The organism is Enterococcus sp. DIV1224, assembly GCF_050555455.1.
Taxonomy (GTDB): domain Bacteria; phylum Bacillota; class Bacilli; order Lactobacillales; family Enterococcaceae; genus Enterococcus_B; species Enterococcus_B lactis.
In genome coordinates this window covers 914,452-933,824 of record NZ_CP187859.1, presented here as the reverse complement: position 1 = coordinate 933,824, position 19,373 = coordinate 914,452, and the positions used below count along the sequence as shown (strand labels likewise).

Annotated in this window: 22 protein-coding genes; 4 read left to right on the top strand and 18 right to left on the bottom strand. The window is 38.1% G+C overall.

Features of this window, described 5'->3' with window-relative positions:
* Window positions 1–284 precede the first annotated feature (284 nt).
* Complete coding sequence (locus IGK53_RS04425; protein WP_002290288.1) at window positions 285–941, top strand: CPBP family intramembrane glutamic endopeptidase; 657 nt, start codon at window positions 285–287, stop codon at window positions 939–941.
* An 87-nt stretch (window positions 942–1,028) separates the two neighbouring features.
* On the opposite strand, the gene IGK53_RS04420 is transcribed toward IGK53_RS04425, so the two are convergent.
* From IGK53_RS04420 to IGK53_RS04370, 11 genes are all read right to left on the bottom strand, one after another.
* A complete protein-coding gene (locus tag IGK53_RS04420) occupies window positions 1,029–1,322 on the bottom strand; it encodes a DUF2087 domain-containing protein (protein ID WP_002290286.1) in 294 nt (97 codons plus the stop codon).
* Window positions 1,323–1,578: 256 nt separating this feature from the next.
* On the bottom strand, window positions 1,579–1,926 hold the full coding sequence (gene rplS / locus IGK53_RS04415) for a 50S ribosomal protein L19 (protein WP_002290284.1): 348 nt from the start codon (window positions 1,924–1,926) through the stop codon (window positions 1,579–1,581).
* 143 nt (window positions 1,927–2,069) lie between these two features.
* The gene (trmD, locus tag IGK53_RS04410; RefSeq protein WP_002290282.1) at window positions 2,070–2,822 is read right to left on the bottom strand and encodes a tRNA (guanosine(37)-N1)-methyltransferase TrmD; all 753 of its coding nucleotides are present in this window, start codon (window positions 2,820–2,822) and stop codon (window positions 2,070–2,072) included.
* Window positions 2,812–3,336 (bottom strand): ribosome maturation factor RimM, encoded by a 525-nt coding sequence (gene rimM, locus IGK53_RS04405; protein ID WP_002290281.1) that lies wholly within the window; start codon window positions 3,334–3,336, stop codon window positions 2,812–2,814. Before rimM ends, trmD begins: the two co-directional genes overlap by 11 nt.
* 151 nt (window positions 3,337–3,487) lie before the next feature.
* A complete protein-coding gene (locus tag IGK53_RS04400) occupies window positions 3,488–4,279 on the bottom strand; it encodes a hypothetical protein (protein ID WP_002290279.1) in 792 nt (263 codons plus the stop codon).
* Between the two features lie 123 nt (window positions 4,280–4,402).
* Window positions 4,403–4,654 (bottom strand): KH domain-containing protein, encoded by a 252-nt coding sequence (locus tag IGK53_RS04395; protein ID WP_002290277.1) that lies wholly within the window; start codon window positions 4,652–4,654, stop codon window positions 4,403–4,405.
* 11 nt (window positions 4,655–4,665) lie between these two features.
* Window positions 4,666–4,941, bottom strand: a complete 276-nt coding sequence (rpsP, locus tag IGK53_RS04390; RefSeq protein WP_002290274.1) for a 30S ribosomal protein S16 — start codon at window positions 4,939–4,941, stop codon at window positions 4,666–4,668.
* A 121-nt stretch (window positions 4,942–5,062) separates the two neighbouring features.
* Window positions 5,063–5,833, bottom strand: coding sequence for an ABC transporter permease subunit (locus IGK53_RS04385; RefSeq protein WP_002290271.1), 771 nt, complete (start codon window positions 5,831–5,833; stop codon window positions 5,063–5,065).
* A complete protein-coding gene (locus IGK53_RS04380; RefSeq protein WP_002290269.1) occupies window positions 5,830–6,732 on the bottom strand; it encodes an ABC transporter ATP-binding protein in 903 nt (300 codons plus the stop codon). The genes IGK53_RS04385 and IGK53_RS04380 overlap by 4 nt, the downstream gene beginning before the upstream one ends.
* Window positions 6,732–6,932 (bottom strand): PLDc N-terminal domain-containing protein, encoded by a 201-nt coding sequence (locus IGK53_RS04375; protein ID WP_002290267.1) that lies wholly within the window; start codon window positions 6,930–6,932, stop codon window positions 6,732–6,734. Before IGK53_RS04375 ends, IGK53_RS04380 begins: the two co-directional genes overlap by 1 nt.
* Before the next feature lies 1 nt (window position 6,933).
* Complete coding sequence (locus IGK53_RS04370; RefSeq protein ID WP_002290265.1) at window positions 6,934–8,046, bottom strand: helix-turn-helix domain-containing protein; 1,113 nt, start codon at window positions 8,044–8,046, stop codon at window positions 6,934–6,936.
* Between the two features lie 179 nt (window positions 8,047–8,225).
* Between IGK53_RS04370 and IGK53_RS04365 the strand changes: the two genes are divergently transcribed.
* Entirely contained in the window at window positions 8,226–8,780 is a 555-nt protein-coding gene (locus IGK53_RS04365) for an NADPH-dependent FMN reductase (RefSeq protein ID WP_002290264.1), read from the top strand.
* Window positions 8,781–8,989: 209 nt separating this feature from the next.
* Here IGK53_RS04365 and IGK53_RS04360 read toward each other — a convergent pair whose 3' ends face one another.
* The 5 genes from IGK53_RS04360 to IGK53_RS04340 form a co-directional block, all read right to left on the bottom strand.
* A complete protein-coding gene (locus IGK53_RS04360) occupies window positions 8,990–9,511 on the bottom strand; it encodes a dihydrofolate reductase family protein (RefSeq protein WP_002291598.1) in 522 nt (173 codons plus the stop codon).
* Between the two features lie 18 nt (window positions 9,512–9,529).
* Complete coding sequence (locus IGK53_RS04355; RefSeq protein WP_002291600.1) at window positions 9,530–10,102, bottom strand: DNA-3-methyladenine glycosylase I; 573 nt, start codon at window positions 10,100–10,102, stop codon at window positions 9,530–9,532.
* Window positions 10,103–10,213: 111 nt separating this feature from the next.
* Window positions 10,214–11,632, bottom strand: a complete 1,419-nt coding sequence (gene ffh / locus IGK53_RS04350; RefSeq protein WP_002291602.1) for a signal recognition particle protein — start codon at window positions 11,630–11,632, stop codon at window positions 10,214–10,216.
* A gap of 20 nt (window positions 11,633–11,652) precedes the next feature.
* Complete coding sequence (locus IGK53_RS04345) at window positions 11,653–11,991, bottom strand: putative DNA-binding protein (RefSeq protein ID WP_002291603.1); 339 nt, start codon at window positions 11,989–11,991, stop codon at window positions 11,653–11,655.
* Window positions 11,951–12,454 carry a DUF523 domain-containing protein gene (locus tag IGK53_RS04340; RefSeq protein ID WP_002291604.1) on the bottom strand — a complete coding sequence of 168 codons (504 nt, stop codon included), beginning with the start codon at window positions 12,452–12,454 and terminating at the stop codon, window positions 11,951–11,953. Before IGK53_RS04340 ends, IGK53_RS04345 begins: the two co-directional genes overlap by 41 nt.
* A gap of 130 nt (window positions 12,455–12,584) precedes the next feature.
* Between IGK53_RS04340 and IGK53_RS04335 the strand changes: the two genes are divergently transcribed.
* Both IGK53_RS04335 and IGK53_RS04330 read left to right on the top strand, forming a co-directional pair.
* Window positions 12,585–13,289 (top strand): response regulator transcription factor, encoded by a 705-nt coding sequence (locus tag IGK53_RS04335; RefSeq protein ID WP_002291606.1) that lies wholly within the window; start codon window positions 12,585–12,587, stop codon window positions 13,287–13,289.
* The gene (locus IGK53_RS04330) at window positions 13,286–15,025 is read left to right on the top strand and encodes an ATP-binding protein (RefSeq protein ID WP_137202921.1); all 1,740 of its coding nucleotides are present in this window, start codon (window positions 13,286–13,288) and stop codon (window positions 15,023–15,025) included. Before IGK53_RS04335 ends, IGK53_RS04330 begins: the two co-directional genes overlap by 4 nt.
* 94 nt (window positions 15,026–15,119) lie before the next feature.
* Here the strand turns inward: IGK53_RS04330 and IGK53_RS04325 are convergent, their stop codons facing one another.
* Both IGK53_RS04325 and IGK53_RS04320 read right to left on the bottom strand, forming a co-directional pair.
* Window positions 15,120–16,589 (bottom strand): C69 family dipeptidase, encoded by a 1,470-nt coding sequence (locus IGK53_RS04325; protein ID WP_104674570.1) that lies wholly within the window; start codon window positions 16,587–16,589, stop codon window positions 15,120–15,122.
* A 185-nt stretch (window positions 16,590–16,774) separates the two neighbouring features.
* Entirely contained in the window at window positions 16,775–19,243 is a 2,469-nt protein-coding gene (locus IGK53_RS04320; RefSeq protein ID WP_104674571.1) for a cation-translocating P-type ATPase, read from the bottom strand.
* Window positions 19,244–19,373 lie beyond the last annotated feature (130 nt).

Here is a 19,373-nt window from a genome sequence, read left to right as displayed (position 1 = left end):
ATTTTTACTATTTTATTGATGCATGGAAAGTTTGGATCATTTCTATTCTCTTTTTATTCTAAGATTATTCTATTCCTCACGCTTAATAGAAAAGATTTATTTTTAAATAAAAAATACTCTTTTTTTACGATTATTAAAAAAAAGATAAAACTTGATGAATTGAAGTATTGCTTAATTTTGGAAGCTAGGGGGGAAGAATAAAAGCATATATATTGTTTCAAGAACAAAATCTTGTTATCTTTTTAAAGGACATTTGTCCAAAATCTAATTTTAGGAGGTACGTTTTGACGTTTATTCGTACAAATAAAAGAGAATTATCTTTATTCATTCTTTATTTTTTATTCATAGGATTTCAATTAGGGATCCTTCCATTAGCCTTATTATCTATGGTAACGAACAGTGATTTAATACATTCAGAGTTTGTTGTGTTCGCGGTTAACTTATGTATTCCTTCTATTATTGGAATCATTTTGTTTCGTAAAGAGATCATAGAAAGTTTTTCTTATTTCAAAGAAAAAACTTGGCTGAGAATTGCTAGTATATTTTTTTGGGTAGGCTTGATCTTTTTAGTAGATGTCTTCATGCAACACATTTTAGGTCCTACTAACCAATCAGCCAATCAGGAATATTTATCGCAATTAGGAAAACAAACGCCGCTATTTTTGACTTTGATTGTTTTTGCTTTCCTTGGCCCGATTTTAGAAGAACTTATTTTTCGTCATCTTTTAATTAATTGGCTTTCTCAATCTATTGGTTTAATTTTGTCTTCTTTGATTTCTATTTTTCTATTTACATTTATTCATGTAACGCATCCAATTGATTTTTTCATGTACGCTCCTGGAACGATTTTACTGACGATTGCTTATTTAACTGCGAATCGCTCATTAGCTTTTATCATGGCTATCCATATTTTGAATAACGTTCTTGGTTTTGTATTATAGATACAGATGACAAAAAAAATTCAAGTATGCGACATTGGTTCTACGCCGCATACTTGAATTTTTTTCAATTAGTATAAATCAAAACTTCTAATTTTCATTTCCCATCAACTGATACGCTCGACCATCCGAACTTCTTTTGAAAAAACCGAATGTGATTAGATAACGCCTTTGTTCGACATAATCAGCACTAGAAAATATGTCCATCAATATCGAATTGACTTCTGTTTCTGTATAGATTACTCCATGTTCGAATCGTTTCAAGACTTCTTTCAGCAAGATGTATTTCTTTTTTGTTGCGCTTGGTACTTGTTTTACTTTTCCATCCTTCATAAATGTCTCCAAAACTTTCATTTTCTCTTGCTCCGTATAAGTATAAATCATCTTCTTTCTCCTTTTGATTCTAAGAATACTCCATTTATGTTAGAATATTCTGGATTTTTTAAAGCGGTTACTCTCAAGAAAGATATTATCACATGGCTCTTTTTTTTACTAATATTTGTCGGAAGACTCATCCTAATAAGTTATTCGCCCAGTCGAGTAATTAAAAAATACTGAATCAAGAATATTGCATTACATGATAAGAACAAAAAAAGAACCCTTGAATACCAAGGGTTCTTTCTCTGTCTGATAACAATGATTAACGACGGATTTCTTTGATACGAGCAGCTTTTCCGTGTAATGCACGTAGGTAGTACAATTTTGCACGACGTACTTTACCGTAGCGAACTACTTCGATTTTTGCAACACGTGGTGTGTGCAATGGGAATGTACGCTCAACGCCCACTCCGTTAGAAACTTTACGTACTGTATAAGTTTCGCTGATTCCAGCACCGCGGCGTTTGATAACAACACCTTCAAATAACTGGATACGTTCACGAGTACCTTCGACAACTTTTGCGTGAACACGCACAGTGTCACCAGGGCGGAACGCTGGGATGTCAGAACGTAATTGGTCTTTTGTTAATTCTTCGATTAATGGATTCATGGTTTTCTTCTCCTTATTCCAAATATTCTTATGAGCTTCTCTCACAGCGGAATATCGTAATAGTTAAGTGCTTGTGCACTCACCATAAAATACTAACATACTATCAATCTACTGTAAAGAAGATTTTAGAAAAAGTTACTTGCCTACATCTGCTGTTTTTTTTGCTCTTCTTTCTTGATTTCTTCTAAAAATTTCGTCATTTGAGGCGTCCATTCAAGTGTTTCCAAGAGATCAGGTCGGCGTTGATAGGTTCTTCTTAGCGACTCTTTTAATTGCCATTCTTCAATCAATTTATGATTTCCATTTGTCAATACTTCTGGTACTTTCATCCCTTTATATTCTGCTGGACGAGTATATTGGGGATGTTCTAATAGACCAGTTGAATAAGAATCGGTTTGGGCAGAAGTCTGATTGCCTAACACATCTGGCAACAGCCGAACTGTTGCATCGATCATGACCATCGCACCTAATTCTCCCCCAGTAAGGACATAATCCCCTAAGGAAACTTCATCTGTCACTAATGTGCGGATACGTTCATCATACCCCTCGTAGTGACCACAAATGAATACCAGGTGTTCTTCTTGTGAAAATTCTTCTGCCATTTTCTGATCGAATCGTTTACCAGCTGGATCAAGAAGGATGACTCGTTTCTTGACATCAGGTGCAGCTTGTTCAATTGCTTGGATATTATCATAGATTGGCTGGACTTTGAGCAACATACCTGCTCCTCCGCCATATGGATAGTCGTCTACTGTCTGATGTTTATTATCTGAATAGTCGCGGAAGTTAGAGATATTGATGTCTAATAAACCTTTATCTACAGCCTTGCCGATGATGGATTCACCCATAGGACCTTCAAACATTCGTGGAAATAAAGTCAATACATCAATCTTCATCGTCAATCAGTCCTTCTGGGATTTCTACACGGATCACTCCAGCTTCTAAATCAACTTCTTTGACGACAGAAGCGATATATGGAAGCAAGATATCAGCCTTTTTCGGACGTTGAACGACCCAAACATCATTAGCGCCTGGTGACAAGATTTCTTTTACTTTACCTAGTTCCGTTCCATCTTCTTCCACCACACGCAGACCGATGATCTCGTGGTAATAGAATTCATTTTCATCTAGATCTACAGAGTTGTCTTTTGACACTTTCAATATGCCATCCCGATATTTTTCCACATCGTTGATGGAAGGATGACCTTCAAAACTCAATAAGTCAAAATTTTTATGTTTACGATGACTTTTGACCGTTAATTCAATAGGTGCTTTTCCATCTTGGAATAATGTCAGCACCGTCCCTTTTTTGTAACGTTCTTCTGGGAAATCCGTTGTTGAGATCACACGGACTTCACCTTTGATACCTTGTGTGTTTACGATTTTTCCTACATTCAAGTATTCAGTCAACTTATATCCCCATTTCTTTTTTGTCTGTTTTATTTTAGCATGTGCGGAGAGGCAATTCTAGTTTTCTTTTAGGGTATTAAGCCAAATTTATTGCAAAAATGTGGCGTACTGTTTTTGATGACTTCTTATTTCTTGAAGCTCAGCACTTCTGTCATGGCTTCTTCATAGAAACTGCCATCTTCAATGCAGCCATAGGGTCTTGACGAGTGATCGTATAGACATTTTTCGGTTCTTGCCAACTTACTTCTACGGCTCGATTCGTCGTATCTCCCATATCAATAGTTATCTTACCAAATTGTTCAGGTGCTGGCAGCCTGTTTTCTTCCAAATAGGCTACGATTTCTTTAGCTAACGGCAAGGGTTCTTGACCATCAATATTATTCCCACGGATCCGAATACGCCAATTTCCTTCTTGCCATTCAAGGTAGCTTGAACCTGCTGCTCCTTGCTGATACCCCGTGATTTGATGACCTAAATCCATTTTCTGCCCATTTGTATCGATCTCAAATGGCTGCAAGACTTGTATCGTTTCTTGACTAGAAGCAAATCCATATTGATAGAGATAAGTTGCAATAGGCGTTTCTTGATTCAATTCGTCAGCATTCAACCTGAGGGGACGATCTGATCCGTAATATAAAATAGAATAACCTTGCTTTGTTTGTGCCGCTGCGACATTGAGATAGCCAGAAGAAATCGGTACATCTAAAGGCATGGGCACGTTTGGTTGTTGTTCTTTCAATTGGTTTAAAGCAGTCTTTTCCTCATTACTTGAGGTAGCCCTTGTTTGTTCAGTAGATGAAGCCATTTTAGTACTACTTTTTTCTGTACTTGCAACAGTTTCAGATGTACTGCTTGATGGTTGCGTATTGTCTGATCTTTCAGTAATCAAACTGCAGGCGCTTAACAATAAGACAAACGGAATAAATAACATAGTATTTCTCATTATCTGCTCACTCCCTCCTATTATAAGGATACGCTTTCTTGCTTCTTTTGCCAAATAATCATTTCTTCAATTAATAAAAAAACAAAAAAGCTGTACTCGGAAATTCGAGTACAGCACGTTTATTTACTTTTCCTTATCATCGATGATATTCAAACGCACTTTTTTTGGTGCATTGATCCGAACACCGTAAACGATTGTGCGGATTGCTTTGGCAACACGCCCTTGTTTTCCGATGATACGGCCAATATCTTCAGGTGCCACTGTTAGGTTGTACTCGTAAAAATCTTTCGACTCTACGACATCTAACTTGACTTGATCAGGATAAGTGACTAGCGGACGAACGATTGTTAAGACTAAGTCGCTTAAATCTTTCATATCCGGTCACCTTATTTCTTTGAGAATTTAGCTTCGTGGTGTTTTTGCATAACGCCTTCTTTTGAAAGGATATTACGTACAGTGTCAGAAGGTTGTGCACCTTTTGATAACCAGTCAAGAACTAAGTCTTCTTTTAAAACTACTTCTGCAGGGTCTTTCAAAGGATTGTAAGTACCTACAGTTTCGATGAAACGTCCATCACGAGGAGAACGTGAATCAGCTACGACGATACGGTAAAAAGGACTCTTTTTAGAACCCATACGTTTTAAACGGATTTTAACTGCCATTATTTATTTCCACCTCCATTGTTTTATTCACAAGATGTAGTGTAACAGTTTTTTTTTACCCTGTAAAGCTTTTTTTCTTTACAGCTTGATTAAATTCGATTTTTTTAGGAAATAGCAGATTTTAGACTTCTTTTTTGTTAAAAACAAGCCACCCAGCTACGATGGATATGACGATAGAACAACATGACACTGCTAATGACTGAGTATAATCTGTAAGGTGGATTTCTTTCGTAAGATAATTTGAGGAAGAAATCAAATAAGTCGGTACATATTCTGCTACTTTAGAGAACAACCCAGCACCATAACTCAGAATGACCGTTCCCCCACTAGCCAACAGAACCGCATAATTGGAAGAAAGAAAAGCTGAATAAAATAAAATCAATGAATAAAGCCAACAGCCAAAAAAATAATAAGTAAAACTGATAAATAAAGGATGGGAGATAATCGACTGGTCCCAATAATAAATCGTGTATGCTAGCGTAATACTATAACAGCACCAATAGCTGACACTCCAAAATAGTATACCCATGATCCATTTCGACAGAAATATCTTCCATCGCTTCATCCCTTTTGTCAGCAAGTTGATGATTGTTCCGTTTTGGTATTCGCTTGTCAATATCCCGCTGAATAAAAGAAGAAAGAAAATCAACAGCATCGGAATATTTTTATAAAATTGTGTCCATGAAGTCGTTGCATCAACTATGATTTTCTGAACAGAAATCCCTGACTCTGCCAGAGTTGTTGACATAGCTTGCACTAAATAAGGAGTCAATTTAGCTAGCAATGGATTCATTATACCGAAAATCACTGTGAGCGCACTTAGCGTGATGATTTTTCCAGTACGCCAGTTTTCCTTTAGCTCCTTTTTGGCGAAGGCAATGAGTTGTCTCATGATTGAACGACCTCCAAAAAGAGTTTTTCTAGCGTAGGTTCTTCCATCTGGACTGATTGGACTGGCAATTGATATTTGGCTAGCAAATCCATAGCAAAAAGCATTTCTTCTTTACTTTTTTGTGGATAAGCTATACGCAATTCACTTCGGATCATCCCTCCAGGTAAAAGCTCTTCAAATTGTTCGCGCTCTTTTTTGGAAAAAAATACGATCTCAAACCCACTAGCATTTGTTTGCTTTTTCAATTCGTCCACTGATCCAGACAACACGATTTTTCCATTATCCAAAAAAGCAACTTTGTCACAGATACGCACCACATCAGATAAAATATGAGTTGAAAATAAAATCGTCGTTTGCTCTTTCACAGAGGATAAGATACCTAAGATTTCTTTTCGACCAACAGGATCAAGAGCAGAAGTTGGTTCATCGCAAATGAGTAATTTGGGCTCGTTCAACAAGGCTTGAGCAAGCCCTAAACGTTGTCGCATCCCTCTGGAAAATTTTTTGATCCGCTTCTTTTCATTCGACAGACCGACAAGTGACAACAGTTCATTGGTTTTTTCCTTTATCCGCTGTTTAGGCATTCCTGTGAGTTCGCCGCAAAAGATCAAATACTCGGAAGCGGTCATATAATCATAAAAAACCGGTACATCAGCTAAATAGCCGATTTCTTGATTGGTCGTTGTTTGTCCGTACTCTACTTCTTTTCCGTTCACTCGGATCGTTCCGCTGTCTTTTTTGATAAGACCTAAGATCAGTTTCATAGTTGTCGTTTTTCCAGCACCGTTTTTACCGATGAAACCAAAAATCGTCTGTTCTTCTACAGAAAAAGATAAATCATCCAGCAATTTGTTTGTACCAAAAGACTTTGAGACTTTTTCAAGTGTCAAGATAGCCACTACGCATCCTCCTTGCCAAAAATCAAATAAAGGACAGGACCGATGAACTGCATACCAACAATAACAATAATCACCCATATCATTCGATTTCCATGTTTATATGCAGAATGTGTAAAGATATGATGAAGTACATAAATAAGTAATCCAAACTGTACAATGATTAAAGGAATTAAAAACGGAAGAAATTCTTTGATGCTCATATTACTCGCCCGCCAATCGTTTTTTTAGTTTTACAATTTTTGATTTCTCAATTTGTTGAAAAATCGGATTTTCTAATGCACTCAATGCCCCTTCCCTAATGATTTTCGTGTCTCTTATTTGCTGTACCCCAAGATCTGCTCCTTCAAATATCTCATTTATCTCATCAAAATACCTATCACCATGAAGGATCCTGCCTTCCTCGCTTAAAAGTATAAGTGTCAAATCCACAAACTGTTTTAAACACTTTATTACTTGTTCTTCTTTTTCATGTTTCGCATAAGCACAGGCTGCAGCGTAAGAAAATTGAGCACAACTGTTGGGATGGACCGCCGTCAGGTTGAATGCTTGGATCACAGCATCTATTCTATTGACAGTTTCTTCTATAACCGGTAATTGAATGATTTGGATCAATAGATAATGAGTGGCTGAAGATACGAGATTGATTAAATGAGAAAACATGCTGAATTGAGTATAGCTTACCGCTTTTTTTGTTTGACCAGCGGCTCGGTACGCTTGGATAAGTAAGGTGTCGCTTTGCTGGGCAAAACGATAAGGGTCCGCTTTTTCTTCGATTTCAGATAAAGCTTCTTCTGGTTTGCCTAACTGGAGCATGACCGCTACTTTTAACAAAGAAGCATTATTGCATAGAGATAATTCTGTTGATTCTTCAACGATTTTCGTACATAACGCTTCTGCTTCAGACAGAATTGCTTGTTGTTCCTCCAGATCCTTTGTTAGCATAAAATGATTCAACCACAAAACGACTACTTGTAGAAGAAAAGGATAACATGAGTAATATTGTTTGACCGCTTTTCTACAGTCCTCCATCACATATTCAAAGGGCTCTTCAGAAAAAGCGGTGGTCCACTGCTGATAAAAGTGTCTGATTTTCTCTTTCGTCAATTGAGGATGATAGCCGAGCAGTTCATCAACAGACACATCAAAAAAACTGGCTAATTTAGGCAATATGAGTACATCAGGCATACTTTGGCCTGTCTCCCATTTGGAAACAGAAGCTTTTGTCACACCTATGAATTCAGCTAGAGTTTCTTGAGTCACGCCTTTTTTCTTTCGTAAATTTGCTACATTTTTCGATAATGATAATTCTTCCATCTTATCCCTCCTTTTTCTTCATTATATAGACTTTCTAAGAGGGTTGGCAATGGAGACTAACGATACTTCGCGATCATTTGTCAACTAAAACGAAACTTTTGCCAGTAAGTGTTTTTGTTTGCTCCAATTACTTATTTTTTGTAAGATTATTATAGATAGTTTGAAGGAGGAAAAATCGTATGACAAAAAAAATTGGATTTTTTATTGGTAGTTTAAGAAAAGATTCTTACAACAAAAAAGTAGCAGAAGCTTTTGCGAAATTGCTTCCTGAAGGGTACGAAAGTGTATTTGTAAAATTCGATGATCTGCCATTTTACAATGAGGATCTTGAAACCCCAGAAAAAGCTCCTGCTGAATGGACTCGTTTTCGTGAGGAGGTGAGCGGATTAGACGGTGTCGTTTTCGTTACTCCTGAATACAACCGCTCTGTGCCAGCAGTATTGAAAAATGCTTTAGATGTAGGCTCAAGACCTTATGGACACAGTGTTTGGGATCATAAACCAGGTTTAGTCGTTACTGCATCACCAGGTGGGATTGGCGGCTTTGGCGCAAACCACCATCTACGCCAATCACTTGTCTTTTTGAATGTGCCAACCTTGCAACAACCGGAAGCATATATCGGAAACGTTGCGAATCTAATTGATGAAAACGGCAATATCGTTGAAGGAACATTAAGTTTCTTCCAAACGATTTTAGATGCGTATCTAGATTTTTCTAACAAATTAGCAGAATAAAATCAGAACAATAATAAAAAAAGAGGCTGGGACAGAAGCGTTTAACTCCAAGAATAAGAAGGAATTCACGAAAATTGCTTTTCAAATTTTTGTGAATTTCAGCTTATTTCCGAAGGAGTTGCTTCTGCTTCCGCCGTTTATATGTGTTTAGAGCGTGAGACAAAAGTAAAGAACACTTTTGTCTCACGCTTCTTTTGTTTTATTTGCTTCTACTTTCGTACATAATGTAATTCGATAAATTCACCGAATCGTGTCGTATCTAGCAATTCAAAACGTGCTTCATAGGTTCCTTTTTGGAATAAAGGGATTCCGTCCCCTAATAATACAGGGGCAATCTGGATATACCATTCATCAATCATTTGATGTTCTACTAACGGTTTGATCAATCGACCGCCACCCACGACCCAGATATCTTTTCCTTCTGTCATTTGTAGATTTTTTAGAAAAGCAACAGGCTCTTCGTGTACGACCTCAGCATCTGGTAATTGTAATTGTGCATTGGTTGAAAAAACGAAATTCTTTTTCTCTGGATAAATTGCTTCGGTTTCTAAATATTTTTTTGCTTCTTGATAAGTTTTCCTGCCCATGATGGTCGTATCGATTGTTTCATAAAAATCTTCATAAGTGGTTTGCTCACCTGTCGGAGTGTCAAAAAGCCATTGAAGGTCATCCGTTTTCGTTGCCAAATAACCATCTAAACTTACAGCGCCATAAAATATGATTTTTCGCATGCTTTATTCGCCCTTTCTTTATTTTCTGCCGATACGTACGACCTCTTCTTTGCGGAAACAACTGTCAAGGTGATCATTGATGATCCCGACTGCTTCTAAAAAAGCATAGATTGTCGTACTGCCAATAAATTTAAATCCTCTTTTCTTTAGATCTTTTGCTAATTCATCTGAAAGAGGACTTATTGTCGGGACTTCTTCTTGTGAATGATAAGAAGAATCAACGATTTTTCCATTAGAAAACGACCAAAGATACTCAGAAAAACTGCCGAATTCTTCTTGAATCTTCAAGACTGCTTTAGCGTTTTGGACAGCTGATTCGATTTTTCTGCGATTCCGAATAATTCCTTTGTTTTCCATTAGTTCGCTCATTTTTGTTTCTCCATAATTTGCGACTTTTTGGATATCGAATTGATCATATGCTTCATCGAATGCGTCACTTTTATTTAAAATCGTCTGCCAGCTCAATCCTGCCTGATTGATGTCTAGCATCAATTTTCGGAACAGCTTTTGGTCATCATATTCAGGAACACCCCAGACAGTATCATGATATTGCCGCATACTTTCTGTTTGTTCACTCCACGGACATCTCATTTGTACCTCCTCTTCGTTTAGAGTAATTGTATCAGTAAAGAATAAAAATTGCTGATAGAAAAGCTCCGGCAGTAGACATTTTCAGTCTGTACCGAAGCTGTTTTTTTCATCTTATTTCCGTTTTTTCTTTTTCTTCTTATTTTTCTTGATCATTCGATTCATCGCCATTTTGCCTAGTTTTCCTTTGACGCCTGAACCAAACATTTGGTCCATACCTGGGATGTTCATATCCCCTTTGGACATTTGTTGCATCATTTTTCTTGATTCCTTGAATTGCTTGATCATTCGGTTTACTTCAACCACACTGTTTCCAGAACCGGCAGCAATTCGGCGACGACGGCTTGGATTCAACAGATCAGGATTCGCCCTTTCTGCTGGCGTCATAGAATAAACCATCGCTTTTTTGCGTTCAACGTCTTTTGGATCTACCTTGACGTTTTCGATTCCAGGGACTTGATTCATTCCGGGGATCATTTTGATTAGATCTTCCAGTGGGCCCATCCCCATCACTTGATCGAGTTGCTCAATAAAGTCATTGAAATCAAATGAGTTTTCCCGCATCTTCTGTGCAAGTTCTTCCGCTTTTTTCTCATCATAGTCTTGCTGCGCTTTTTCGATCAGTGTCAGCATATCCCCCATACCAAGGATACGGCTAGCCATACGATCTGGGTGGAATACTTCTAAGTCAGTCAGTTTTTCACCAGAACCGATGAATTTGATTGGTGCGCCTGTCACTGAGCGGATCGATAAGGCTGCCCCGCCTCGAGTATCCCCATCAAGTTTAGTGATGACGACTCCAGTAATCCCTAATTGCTGATTAAAGCTGTCAGCTACATTGACGGCATCTTGACCAGTCATGGCATCAACAACTAGCAAGATCTCATTTGGTTGAGTCAATTCTTTGATTTGTTTCAACTCATCCATCAATGTTTCATCGATGTGCAGACGTCCTGCCGTATCGATCAATACATAGTCGTTTTTCTTTTCTCTTGCTAACTCCATCCCTTGACGAACGATTTCTACTGGGCTGACTTCTGTTCCCATGTCAAATACAGGAACATCTAGCTGTTGACCTAATACTTTCAATTGGTCGATCGCTGCTGGTCGATATACGTCCCCTGCGATTAGGAGCGGACGAGCATTTTCATTTTTCTTTAAATAATTCGCTAATTTACCGGTAAAAGTTGTTTTACCTGCCCCTTGTAGACCAGCCATCATGATAACAGTTGGTATTTTTGGTGATTTATTTAGCTCTGCTGTTTCAGAACCAAGTGTGATCGTTAATTCTTCATCAACGATTTTTACGATTTGTTGTGCAGGTGATAAACTTTCCAGCACTTCTGCCCCTACCGCACGTTCGCGTACGCGTTTAGTAAAGTCTTTGACTACTTGCAAGTTAACATCGGCTTCTAGTAAGGCAAGGCGGATTTCCCGCATCATTTCTTTTACGTCAGCTTCTGATACTTTCCCTTTTTTTCTTAGTTTTCCCATCGCCTGCTGGAGACGTTCAGTTAAGCTTTCAAATGCCATATTTTCTTCATTCCTTTTATTTATTCTTCGATTGCTTGAATTTGCTGTACATATTCAAGCAGTTTTTTATCTTCCGGATACTTATCTGTAATATATGCGGTCATCTTTTCCAATATCTGTTCTCGGACAATATAATCAGAGAAGAGATGGAGTTTTTTTTCATAATCCTCCAAGATCTTGCTTGTCCGCTTGATATTGTCATATACTGCTTGTCGACTTACTTCGTATTCTTCCGCGATCTCACCTAATGAAAAATCATCTGCATAATATAACTCCATGTAGTTCATTTGTTTTTCTGTCAATAAGGTCGAATAAAATTCAAAGAGCGCGTTCATTCGATTGGTCTTTTCGATTTCCATTCTGCTCACCTCTAGTTTTCAGCCATTCTTCATCAGAGAGCACAGTCATTTTTTGCTGAATAAAATAAGCAGTGGCCACTCCGGCGCCATTTTTTGTTATTCCGGAAAAGCTTCCATCATAAATCGAATGGGTCCCGCATGAAGGGCTTTTTTCCTTCATAATGACTAGATCAATGTGTTTTTCCTGCAATTTTTGATATGCTTTGATCGCGCCGTTTTTATACGCTTCCGTTACATCTTCGCCGCTTGTCGTCCATACTTTTGCTTGATCTTTCCACACATCGAACCCATTTCCACCAATGATTTCAGCAGGATCTCTAGGGATTGGCAATCCACCGATTACTTCTGGACAGACCATGACAGCTTCGCCAGTTTCAACTAGTTCCATCAATTCTGGTACTTCTTTTTTCTGTCCATCATAGCGACAGGCTAGACCGCCTAAACATGCACTGATTCCAATCATTGACTGCTCTTCCTTTCTATTCAGCAAAGTGCCTTCCTATTATACCATTTATTTCTTTTGTAAAATAGCCCCTTGTACTGATTCTATGCTAAAATATAAACAGAATGAAACCTATTTAAAGGAGATTTGAATGAAAAAAATACTAGTTGTTGATGATGAACCTTCTATTGTGACGCTCTTGACGTTCAATTTGGAAAAAGAAGGCTATAAGGTAACCAGTGCCGCAGATGGAGGCGAAGGATTAGAATTAGCATTAGAACAATCATTTGATTTCATCATTTTAGATGTGATGCTTCCAACAATGGATGGCATGGAGATCACTCAGCGGCTGCGTCAAGAAAAAAATGAAACACCGATTTTGATGCTGACGGCTAAAGATGATCAAGTGGATCGGATCATTGGTCTGGAGATAGGTGCTGACGACTATTTGACCAAACCATTTAGTCCACGTGAAGTATTAGCCCGTATGAAAGCCATATTCAGACGGATCGAACCTCGTAAGCAATCAAAAGATGAAGCTGAACCTGAATATCTATCGATTGGACAAATCACTGCTGATTTGACCAATTATCAAGTCACCGTAGACGATCATCTGATTGAACTCACACCGAAAGAATTTGAATTACTCGTTTATTTCATGAAACGAAAAGACCGTGTGATCGATCGCGACACATTGCTAGACCGCATTTGGAATTTTGACTTCGCAGGACAAAGCCGAATCGTAGATGTGCACGTTAGTCATTTGCGAGAAAAAATCGAGCGAGATCCAAAACATCCAAAGTACTTGGTGACTGTTAGAGGATTTGGCTATAAGTTTCAGGAACCAAAACGATGAAATGGAAAAAAGTTTATGAACGTCTCTTCTTTCTTATTCTTTTGATTAGTTTATTTTTTGGTGGTTGGCAATTGATCTCCCATTATTTCCAACAACAGATCGTCGAACAGCAAGAAAGCTACCTGACAAAAAAAGCACAACTACTGATCCGGCAATTAGATGTCGAAAACCTCCAAGCGGCGCAAAACAAAACTGCTTTGGAAGAATTCGTCCATCAGTCGAACGAACGGATCACTTTAATGGATGCTACTGGAAAAATCTTATTTGACACAAACAATGAAACATTGAATGAACAGCGAAGTTCTCGTCCAGAAATAAAAGCTGTATTGAATGGTGGGAACCTAGGTAGCGCTTTGCGCAAAAGTACTACTTTGAATGAGGATCTTTTATACGTCGCATTACCAGTCAAAAAAGGAGGCCAGTTAGAAGCCATTTTACGTATCGCAGAACCGACAAGCGGATTTTTACCGAGAACGGAAAGTTTTCGCCGTTGGGTCTTTTTCTTCTTTCTGTCTTTCTTCCTTGTTCTTGCAGGAATGATCTATTACCTGATCTACCAAAAAAATCAGCCTTTGAAAACTGTCCTGCCTGTTCTTAGAAAAATGGTACAAAATCCAAACCAAGCAGAAGTAATCATGCAGATACCTGACCAATGGGAGGAATTGTATCAGACGATCAATGCGCTGAGCGAACAAATGAGTAAGATGTATCGAGCGTATACTACAACAGAAGAACAATTGTACACATTATTAAACGAACTGATGATAGGCGTATTCCTGATTGATGATGCTGATTCTCGTTTACTACTGCTTAATCCAAAGATGCAGTTGCATTTAAATGTGACCAGCTATGAACCTGAACAACGGTACACAGAAGTCATCCAAGAGCCAAAACTCATTCAGCTGATTCACCAAGTGACTCCTGAGCATCCGCTGATCCATCAGGAGATCACCATCACTGAAGGACGACAGACATTAGACTTGAGTTTGCGCTACTTTACTAATTCAGAAGGTACCGGACAGATTCTAGGGGTAGCGTATGACTTAACGAAAGTGCGACGTTTAGAAAAGCTACAAAAGGATTTCGTTGGCAACGTCTCTCACGAATTAAAAACTCCTGTGACTTCATTGATTGGTTTTACCGAGACTTTATTGGATGGTGCAAAATATGACCCGCAAACTCTGACTTCTTTTCTTGAGATCATGCAAAAAGATGCGATTCGGTTAGATAAATTGATTCGGGAAATCATCCAGCTGTCAAAAGACGGTGAGAATTCTTACGAAATCCAGACGATTTATACAGAACCTTATTTCCACCAAATCGTTCAAAATTATCAGCCAATCATCGAAAAGAAACGGTTGACGATTCGATTGATTGGAAAGAACGAACCATTTACTACTAAAACAGATATCCTTTATCCAATCCTCAAAAACCTGATTGAAAATGCTGTCCAATATTCAAAAAACGACAGCGAGATCATTATCCGTTATCAGGCAACAGATGAATTATCGTTTTCTGTCCAAGACTTTGGTATAGGTATCGACATTGAGGATCAGGAACGGATCTTTGAGCGTTTTTACCGTGTAGACAAGGCGCGAAGCCGGCATTCAGGTGGGACCGGACTAGGGTTAGCGATTGTAAAAGACTACGTGCAACTCCTTCATGGGACGATTACTGTAGACAGTCATCTTGGAACAGGCTCGACTTTCACCGTTACCATTCCGAAAAGCAATTAAATAAGGCCTGCTTGCAGCAATGTTTAGATGTCTAACGATCATCTACTACGCTGAAAAGCAGGCTTTTTATTAGCTAAAAACGCTGAGCCACATGTTATAAATCTTTGTCATGATGTGTAGCTGTCTTTTCTGACATCTTCACAATCAGCTCCTGGTTCATTTTCTGATAAGCATCTATAGCATAATCAGCAAAACTTTGTGTTTTTTGATTCAAATAATCCGTTAATTTTTCGGGATGATTTACTATTAATTCTCTTGCTTGTTGGTCTGTACTTGCTAACTCTTTCGATAGATGGTCTCGAACTTTTTGGCGAGTTGGTAAAGTAATATTTTTCTTGAAATCACTATAGTATGGCTTCGTCAAGATGTTCGTCAACCGATATGTCCAGTAAGCAGAAATATCATCTGGCATATCTGTTCCTTTTTGATAAGCTTCGGGTGTCTCGCTTATATTGCTATAAAATGGTATATAATTGCTTGTATCAGGAATCCCCAACGCTAACCAATGGATACCACTGATTTCTTCTGGTACATTGTTTCTTATCTGTAGAATATGAGATTCCATCGTATTCGGCACAGAGATTGGACGATACTTATCTGGCTTTGTCCCTTCGATGGTATCATATTCAGTACCATTAAAGTGTAATGTCATGATATAAGCTGTTTCTGCAATTGAAATAGGTTTATCTGGTTTGATGAACATCTCAAATGAACGGTCTGTTATTTTTTGTTTCTTTGAAGGTGTCAGTTTTCTCTGTGCATCCCATATCCTAGGAAGATTGTATTTTTCATCCTTTGACTTATCTGCAAATATGTCTCTTAAAGAAATATCCCGTTTCGTATTTATCAGTTGATTCTTTTCTAAAAAAGATTCTAAATCTGCTGAACAAAGATAAGAATCTTTGTCCTTCAAATCAAATGAATCAATTGACAACATATTAGGAATAACTGCATAACAGTCATCTGGAACTTTGACAGCTGCCCACTGATGACCACTAAGTATCTCCATATACCAGATTTCATTTTTATCAGAGAAAATCACACCATTTGTCTCCGCAGCTCCTTGCTTAGCAACGATTTTTCCTAATCGTTCTACTCCTGCTCTTGCTGAATCAATATAAGGAAGGGTCACTGTCAACATAGAGTCTTCTGCGATACCATGCGCAGTATATGGATCTTTTTTCAATATCTCTTCCTTTGTCGTAGCTGATTCAGTAGCGCTCATTGCAACGTTCTTGCTATTGATACCATCTTCTTCAAATAATCCTTCTGACGTATCCCATTCTGGGGTCGCTGTGTACTTCAGCTGTTCTTTCGGAAGATCAAGGGTAAATCCATTCCCTTTTGATACAAAATGTGAAGGATTCGTATTTTCTTTTCTGACAACAAAGTGTTTGGACCAAGCCGTGTTCAGATCTTCATTTCTAGCAATCATCGTTGATCCATCTACTGAAGCATTTTTTCCTACTAAAACCGTCGTACAAGCATCAATGGAAACGGATAAAAAAACCCCATACAGTACACCTAAAAATAAACTAAATTGAAGCAATCTTCTATTTTTCATTTGAAGCATCCCTCCCAATTTTATAAAAAACGCTTTCAAAATGATTATAGGACACCTGAAGTAAAGATTTAATTGGTTTTCTATAAGTTCTAGATAAAAATTTGCTTTGTTTTTTATACAGAAAGAAGCTTAGAAAATACAATTTTTTGGTTAATGTATTTTTTAAGCTTCTTTTATCTTATTAGTCATTTATTTCTTTTGAATAATCGAAGGAACCGAGGCAATTTATTTATTATCTCCGGCTCTTTTTCATTTTTACGTTCAAACAAATATTCTACCAATGTAGTCAAATGCCTAAAGATCGAATCTGCCGAGAAAAATAGAATGCTCAACAGCAAAAGCGATACAGCTGAGATACCGGTGATTGAAAACAGTTTATGCAAAAAAACCACCGAAAAAAAGATACCGCTAGCACAGAAAAGAATGATCTGACTTCTGAATTTATTCAGCGGTGAACAGATTTTATAGAGAACGAGAAATCCTACTGCAATCAAAAGTATAGTAGATGCTGTAGAAACATCTGTTTTATTTAGATTCAAAGTCACCCCGCAGATCACCAACGCACCGACTACGATCATATCTGTCAGTCCACCTGGCACAGCCTTTTCCATCACATTCATGATGAATTTCCCTTTGATTCGCTTTTTGTTTTCTTCTAGAGCAAGCAAGAAAGATGGGAGTCCGATCGTAAACAAACTAATCAATGTGATCTGTGATGGTTCTAAAGGATAGGTCAAAGCAAAGATGACTGAAAACAGCGAAAGCAAAAAGGAAAAAATATTCTTCACTAAAAACAAGCTGGCTGATCTCTCAATATTGTTCACGACGCGCCGTCCTTCTGCAACAACTTCCGGCATGCGTGAAAAGTCAGAATCAAGCAAGACCACTTGTGAGGCCTGCATGGCGGCTTCATTGCCAGAAGCCATCGCTACACTGCAGTCTGCTTCTTTCATGGCTAGAATGTCATTCACGCCATCACCTGTCATAGCTACTGTATTGTTACGCTTTAGTAATTGAACGAAGATTTTCTTTTGTTCTGGCTTGACGCGTCCAAAAACTGTATATTTTTCGACAGCTGCTTCATATTCTTCTTCTGATAATTTAGACGCATCAATGTACTGATCAGCATGTGAAATCCCTGCTTGGACAGCTACATTAGATACGGTGAGCGGATTATCTCCAGAAATCACTTTGATGGCTACTTGCTGTTTTTTGAAGTAATCGAATGTGGCTCTTGCTTCTTTTCTGATAGGATTAGCGATCAGGATATAGCCTAATGGTGTGACTGCCTCCGTCAATACTGGTTCTTCAAGAATCCCATCGTACACACCAAAGACCAACACGCGATAGCCTTTTTCAGCAAAAGAAACAAACTCTTCCGCATATTCCGGCAACTGATCTCGCAAAACCATTTCGGGTGCTCCTAAAACATACACCTTGTCTTCCAACGCTACACTGCTGAATTTTTGGACAGAAGAAAAAGGAATGACCTGGTGATAGGATTGATCAGTGGTTTTTGTAAAGTATTCTTTGACGGCTTCCATTGTTGCATTGTCTCCTGCCATCGCTTTTGCATAGTCAGCAATGCGCTCTTCCAGTTGATCTGATTGGCTGATTATTTCTTGTTTTTTAGAGACAATCACTTTTTGGACAGACATTTTGTTTTCTGTGATCGTTCCTGTTTTATCTACACAAAGGACATTTACTCTTGCCAATGTCTCAATGCTTTTCATATTGTGTAAAAGAACTCTTTGCTTTGCTAGTTTAGTCGCACTTAATGCTAATGCGATCGTCGTTAGCAAGTACAGTCCTTCAGGTATCATACCGATCAATGCTGCTTCCATTGCGACGACACTTTCTTTCATCGTGTTTCCATTAAAAAAGTAACTTTGAGAAAAAAGCAGAATACCGATAGGAATAATGATGATCCCAATCCATTTGATCAATTGATTAAGAGAAGCAATCATCTCCGACTGCTCTCCTTCTCCCATTGTCTTGGCTTTGACTGTCAATTGGGAAATATACGAATCCGCTCCGACTTTGTCTAATCGGGCGTAAGCTTTTCCGGAAACAACGAAACTGCCGGACATCAATAGATCACCTATTTCTTTGGTTATCTCATCTGCTTCACCTGTTAATAAAGCCTCGTTGACTTGCAGTTTTCCTTCCACGACCTCTGCATCTGCTGGAATCTGATGTCCAGTCTCTAGAATAACAATGTCATCTAATACAAGGTTTTCTATAGCTACTGTTTGCTCTATCCCCTCTCTTATGACATTGACTTTTGCTGTATTCAATACATTCAATTCATCCAAGATTTTTTTGGATCGAATTTCCTGAAAGACAGCGATTCCTGTATTGGCTATGATAACTGGTAAAAAGGTCAAGTTTTTATAAGATTCTACTAGGCAAAGCAAAATGGCTAAGATAAGAAAGATCAAATTGAAATACGTAAAAATATTTTCCAATATAATTTGTTGGTTTGTTTTGAATGTGGGATCGACTGAATCGTTTGCTGCACCTTTTTCTATTCGTTCCTTGACTTGTTCTGCTGTCAATCCTTCTTTGTACGAGGGAAAAAGACGGATAACTTTGTCAGATGATTTTTGTGTTCTTTTCTTTTTTTTACTTCGATTTGTCCATTTATTCTTCATGTGGCTACCTCGATCAATTTCGTTTTCTGGATATTTACAAACTTCTCCTATCCAGTATAGAACAGATATGAAAAGTGTTCCTCTTATTAAGCTTGCATACACCTTTCATTCCTGTCATATAGCAAAAAAA

Bases quoted from the DNA above. Each gene is read 5' to 3' on its own strand.
- rplS (WP_002290284.1), bottom strand. From the start codon at position 1,926: ATGAATCCATTAATCGAAGAATTAACAAAAGACCAATTACGTTCTGAC.
- IGK53_RS04385 (WP_002290271.1), bottom strand. From the start codon at position 5,833: ATGAGACAACTCATTGCCTTCGCCAAAAAGGAGCTAAAGGAAAACTGG.
- trmD (WP_002290282.1), bottom strand. From the start codon at position 2,822: ATGAAGATTGATGTATTGACTTTATTTCCACGAATGTTTGAAGGTCCT.
- IGK53_RS04345 (WP_002291603.1), bottom strand. From the start codon at position 11,991: ATGGAAATCGAAAAGACCAATCGAATGAACGCGCTCTTTGAATTTTAT.
- IGK53_RS04335 (WP_002291606.1), top strand. From the start codon at position 12,585: ATGAAAAAAATACTAGTTGTTGATGATGAACCTTCTATTGTGACGCTC.
- IGK53_RS04320 (WP_104674571.1), bottom strand. From the start codon at position 19,243: ATGAAGAATAAATGGACAAATCGAAGTAAAAAAAAGAAAAGAACACAA.
- IGK53_RS04360 (WP_002291598.1), bottom strand. From the start codon at position 9,511: ATGCGAAAAATCATATTTTATGGCGCTGTAAGTTTAGATGGTTATTTG.
- IGK53_RS04395 (WP_002290277.1), bottom strand. From the start codon at position 4,654: ATGAAAGATTTAAGCGACTTAGTCTTAACAATCGTTCGTCCGCTAGTC.
- IGK53_RS04355 (WP_002291600.1), bottom strand. From the start codon at position 10,102: ATGAGATGTCCGTGGAGTGAACAAACAGAAAGTATGCGGCAATATCAT.
- IGK53_RS04375 (WP_002290267.1), bottom strand. From the start codon at position 6,932: ATGAGCATCAAAGAATTTCTTCCGTTTTTAATTCCTTTAATCATTGTA.
- rpsP (WP_002290274.1), bottom strand. From the start codon at position 4,941: ATGGCAGTTAAAATCCGTTTAAAACGTATGGGTTCTAAAAAGAGTCCT.
- IGK53_RS04365 (WP_002290264.1), top strand. From the start codon at position 8,226: ATGACAAAAAAAATTGGATTTTTTATTGGTAGTTTAAGAAAAGATTCT.
- IGK53_RS04330 (WP_137202921.1), top strand. From the start codon at position 13,286: ATGAAATGGAAAAAAGTTTATGAACGTCTCTTCTTTCTTATTCTTTTG.
- IGK53_RS04340 (WP_002291604.1), bottom strand. From the start codon at position 12,454: ATGATTGGAATCAGTGCATGTTTAGGCGGTCTAGCCTGTCGCTATGAT.
- IGK53_RS04400 (WP_002290279.1), bottom strand. From the start codon at position 4,279: ATGAGAAATACTATGTTATTTATTCCGTTTGTCTTATTGTTAAGCGCC.
- IGK53_RS04370 (WP_002290265.1), bottom strand. From the start codon at position 8,046: ATGGAAGAATTATCATTATCGAAAAATGTAGCAAATTTACGAAAGAAA.
- IGK53_RS04420 (WP_002290286.1), bottom strand. From the start codon at position 1,322: ATGATTTATACTTATACGGAGCAAGAGAAAATGAAAGTTTTGGAGACA.
- IGK53_RS04325 (WP_104674570.1), bottom strand. From the start codon at position 16,589: ATGAAAAATAGAAGATTGCTTCAATTTAGTTTATTTTTAGGTGTACTG.
- ffh (WP_002291602.1), bottom strand. From the start codon at position 11,632: ATGGCATTTGAAAGCTTAACTGAACGTCTCCAGCAGGCGATGGGAAAA.